Raw genomic sequence first — 4354 nt, 5'->3', positions numbered from 1 at the left:
CGGTGGCCGATGCGGTGAAGTCGCGCATCGAGCGCATCGTCAATGACACGGTGATGCAGGAGCTCGGCGAGCTGCGCGGGATGATGGAAGAGCAGTTCGACAGCCTGATGTGGCACGACCGCCAGCGTCGCAGCGCCGTGCATGGCGCGCTGACGAAGCACCTGTTCTCGGCCGGTTTCTCCGCGCAGCTCGTGCGGATGCTGGTCGACAACATGCCGTCCGGCGACGGCGCGCAGAGCTTCGAGCAGGCGGCCGAATGGGCGCAGTCGGTGCTCGCGGCGAACCTGCCGGTGCTCGACAGCGAGGACGCGCTGATGGAGCGCGGCGGCGTGTTCGCGCTGATGGGGCCGACGGGCGTCGGCAAGACGACCACCACCGCGAAGCTGGCCGCGCGCTGCGTGATGCGCTTCGGCGCGAGCAAGGTCGCGCTGCTGACCACCGACAGCTACCGGATCGGCGGCCACGAACAGCTGCGCATCTTCGGCAAGATCCTCGGCGTGCCCGTGCACGCGGTGAAGGATGCGGGCGATCTCGCGCTCGCGCTGTCCGAGCTGCGCAACAAGCACATCGTGCTGATCGACACGATCGGCATGAGCCAGCGCGACCGCGCGGTATCCGACCAGATCGCGATGCTGCACGGCGCGAACGCGCCGGTGCAGCGCCTGCTGCTGCTCAACGCGACGAGCCATGGCGACACGCTCAACGAAGTCGTGCAGGCGTACCGCAGCGCGGGCGAGCATCCGGACCTGGCCGGCTGCATCCTCACGAAGCTCGACGAGGCGACCCACCTCGGCGGCGTGCTCGACACGGTGATCCGCTACAAGCTGCCGATCCACTACGTGTCGACCGGCCAGAAGGTGCCGGAGAACCTGTACGTCGCATCGACCCGATTCCTGCTGAAGAGCGCGTTCTGTGTGCCGCGCGACGGCTCGCCCTTCGTGCCGCAAGACGAGGACATGCCGACGCTGCTTTCCGCACTGACCGCACGTTCCACCGCCGAGCTGCACGAGGTGCGATTTGGATAAACAAATCATCGACCAGGCCGAAGGGCTGCGGCGCCTGCTGGCCGGGCGCGCGTCGCGCATCGTCGCGGTGACGGGCGGGCCGGCGGGTGTCGGCTGCACGTCCACCGTCGTGAATCTCGCGGCGGCGCTCGCGTCGCTCGGCAAAGATGTGCTCGTCGTCGACGAGCGCGCCGACGTGCATTCGGCCAGCGCGACGCTCGCGGGCGCGTGGCTGCGTGACGGCGAACGCACGCGGGTCGCGGCCGGCTTCGGCCTGTGCGCCGCCGCGCGGCTCGCGCGCGCCGGCTACACCGACGCGCAGCTCAGCGATTTCATCGACGGGCCGGCCGACATCGTCCTCGTCGACGCGCAGCTCGGCGCCGACGGTTCGTTCTCGGCGCTCGCCCGCGAAGCGCACGACGTGCTGGTCGTGACGCGGGTCGCGGCGCAGGCGATCACCGAGGCATACGCGTGCATGAAGCGGCTGCATTTCGCGCATGCGTTCGCGCAGTTCCGCGTGCTGACCAATCACGTCGGCAGCCACGCGGACGCGAAGGTCGCGTTCGACAACCTCGCGGGCGTCGCGAGCCGCTACCTGACGGTGTCGATCGCCGACGCGGGCTGCGTGAGCGCCGATCCGCTCGTCGAGCATGCGCGCGAGCTGACGCGCGCCGCGGTCGACGCGTTCCCGTCGTCGGCCGCCGCGCGCGACTACCGGCAGATTGCCGCCGACCTGCTGTACTGGCCGATGCGCCCGCGTTCGGGTGCGGGCCGCGCCGTGCACGCGGGCGGCAAGCCGTCGTATGAGGCGGGCGCGGCACACGCCGCGTGAGTGCCACCGGAAGGAGAGAGCCATGATGTACAACGCTCAAGGAAAGATGTCCCAGGCCGACGTGCTCGCGCAATATGCGCCGCTCGTGCGTCGCCTCGGGCTGCAGCTCGTCGCGAAGATGCCGGCGAGCGTCGACCTCGACGACCTGATCCAGGCCGGCATGATCGGCCTGATGGACGCGGCCGGCCGCTACAAGGAAGACCAGGGCGCGCAGTTCGAGACCTACGCGACGCAGCGCATCCGCGGCGCGATGCTCGACGAGCTGCGCAGCAACGACTGGCTGCCGCGCAGCCTGCGCAAGACGTCGCGCGAGGTCGAGCACGCGGTGCACCAGGTCGAGCAGCATCTCGGCCGCTCGGCGAGCGAGACCGAGATCGCGCAGCACCTGAACATGCCGCTCGACGAGTACCAGGGGATGCTGCAGGACCTGCACGGCAGCCAGCTGATCTACTACGAGGATTTCGACCGCGCGGCCGACGACGAGCCGTTCCTCGACCGCTACCGCGTCGACCACGCGGACCCGCTGTCGGCACTGCTCGACGAGCACCTGCGCGAAGCGCTCGTCGAGGCGATCGAGCGGCTGCCGGAGCGCGAGAAGCTGCTGATGTCGCTGTACTACGAACGGGGTCTGAATCTGCGCGAGATCGGCGCGGTGCTCGAAGTGAGCGAATCGCGCGTATGCCAGCTGCACAGCCAGGCCGTCGCGCGCCTGCGCGCGCGGCTGCGCGAACAGGCGTGGGTCGGCGCGGAATCCTGACCCTTTACCGTTCCTGACGGCCGCGCGCGTCGACGGCGCGTGTTCGGCATCTGCATCCGTGTGCGCATTCCGCGCGCCGATTTGCTACAATCCCCTCCGTTTTCCGAGGAGCGTTGCGACGGACCTCTGCGTCCGCCAGGCTCGGAAAGCTTCACCAAGCAGCCGTGCGGCGCGCGTATCGCGACCGTCGCACCGGCCCCGCTTCCTGAACGGCGCTCACGTCACCAATCTAGAAACTTTTTAGAAAGGAGGGCGTGATGAACGCCATTATCGATTCCAAGGCTTCCAACGATTTCGTCGTCGCCGACATGGCGCTGGCCGGCTGGGGCCGCAAGGAACTGAACATCGCCGAGACCGAAATGCCGGGCCTCGTGCAGATCCGCGACGAATACAAGGCGCAGCAGCCGCTGAAGGGCGCGCGCATCGCGGGTTCGCTGCACATGACGATCCAGACCGGCGTGCTGATCGAGACGCTGAAGGCGCTCGGCGCCGACGTCCGCTGGGCATCGTGCAACATCTTCTCGACGCAGGACCACGCGGCTGCCGCGATCGTCGAAGCCGGCACGCCGGTGTTCGCGTTCAAGGGCGAATCGCTCGACGAATACTGGGAGTTCTCGCACCGCATCTTCGAATGGCCGAACGGCGAATTCGCGAACATGATCCTGGACGACGGCGGCGACGCAACGCTGCTGCTGATCCTCGGCGCGAAGGCCGAGAAGGACCGTTCGGTGATCGCGAAGCCGACCAACGAGGAAGAAGTAGCGCTGTACAAGTCGATCGCGAAGCACCTCGACGCGGACCCGACCTGGTACTCGACGCGCCTCGCGCACATCAAGGGCGTGACCGAGGAAACCACGACCGGCGTGCACCGCCTGTACCAGATGGAAAAGGACGGCCGCCTGCCGTTCCCGGCGTTCAACGTGAACGACTCGGTCACGAAGTCGAAGTTCGACAACCTGTACGGCTGCCGTGAATCGCTGGTCGACGGCATCAAGCGCGCGACCGACGTGATGATCGCGGGCAAGGTCGCGGTCGTCGCGGGCTACGGCGACGTGGGCAAGGGCTGCGCGCAGTCGCTGCGCGGCCTGGGCGCGACCGTGTGGGTCACCGAAATCGATCCGATCTGCGCGCTGCAGGCGGCGATGGAAGGCTACCGCGTCGTGACGATGGAATACGCGGCCGACAAGGCCGACATCTTCGTGACGGCCACCGGCAACTACCACGTGATCAACCACGATCACATGAAGGCGATGCGCCACAACGCGATCGTCTGCAACATCGGCCACTTCGACTCGGAAATCGACGTCGCGTCGACCCGCCAGTACCAGTGGGAAAACATCAAGCCGCAGGTCGACCACATCATCTTCCCGGACGGCAAGCGCGTGATCCTGCTGGCGGAAGGCCGCCTCGTGAACCTCGGCTGCGCGACCGGCCACCCGTCGTTCGTGATGTCGAACTCGTTCGCGAACCAGACGCTCGCGCAGATCGAGCTGTTCGTGCGCGGCAACGAGTACGAGAACAAGGTGTACGTGCTGCCGAAGCATCTCGATGAAAAGGTTGCGCGCCTGCACCTCGCGCGCATCGGCGCGAACCTGTCCGTGCTGTCCGACGAGCAGGCTTCGTACATCGGCGTGCAGAAGGACGGCCCGTTCAAGCCGAACCACTACCGCTACTGATCCGATGCGCCGCCGCCGCGGTGCCGTGCGCGCGTCGCCGACGCGCACCCGGTACGGCGGCACGGCGCGGGATCGCCGGCTGCCG

4 protein-coding genes and 1 riboswitch are annotated in these 4354 nt (G+C 67.8%); all 4 genes read left to right on the top strand.

Going from position 1 to position 4354, the window contains the following annotated elements; translation table 11 throughout:
* Positions 1-1025 (top strand): flagellar biosynthesis protein FlhF (flhF, locus tag DPV74_RS39345; protein ID WP_119339149.1); only part of this gene is annotated, 1025 nt, incomplete at its 5' end.
* Entirely contained in the window at positions 1018-1836 is an 819-nt protein-coding gene (locus DPV74_RS39340) for a flagellar biosynthesis protein FlhG (RefSeq protein ID WP_027788634.1), read from the top strand. The genes flhF and DPV74_RS39340, both read left to right, overlap by 8 nt.
* Before the next feature lie 22 nt (positions 1837-1858).
* Complete coding sequence (locus DPV74_RS39335) at positions 1859-2593, top strand: RNA polymerase sigma factor FliA (protein ID WP_006484033.1); 735 nt, start codon at positions 1859-1861, stop codon at positions 2591-2593.
* A 99-nt stretch (positions 2594-2692) separates the two neighbouring features.
* A riboswitch (S-adenosyl-L-homocysteine riboswitch) is annotated at positions 2693-2818 on the top strand.
* A 32-nt stretch (positions 2819-2850) separates the two neighbouring features.
* Positions 2851-4269 carry an adenosylhomocysteinase gene (gene ahcY / locus DPV74_RS39330; RefSeq protein ID WP_027788633.1) on the top strand — a complete coding sequence of 473 codons (1419 nt, stop codon included), beginning with the start codon at positions 2851-2853 and terminating at the stop codon, positions 4267-4269.
* Positions 4270-4354 lie beyond the last annotated feature (85 nt).

The sequence above is a fragment of the Burkholderia sp. HAN2018 genome, assembly GCF_024704855.1.
Classification (GTDB): domain Bacteria; phylum Pseudomonadota; class Gammaproteobacteria; order Burkholderiales; family Burkholderiaceae; genus Burkholderia; species Burkholderia cepacia.
The sequence above is the reverse complement of the archived record's forward strand: the minus strand, read 5'-3'. Positions and strand labels throughout refer to the sequence as shown.

Excerpts from the sequence above, each read along its gene's own strand:
- DPV74_RS39335 (WP_006484033.1), top strand. The coding sequence starts at position 1,859 with ATGATGTACAACGCTCAAGGAAAGATGTCCCAGGCCGACGTGCTCGCG.
- ahcY (WP_027788633.1), top strand. The coding sequence starts at position 2,851 with ATGAACGCCATTATCGATTCCAAGGCTTCCAACGATTTCGTCGTCGCC.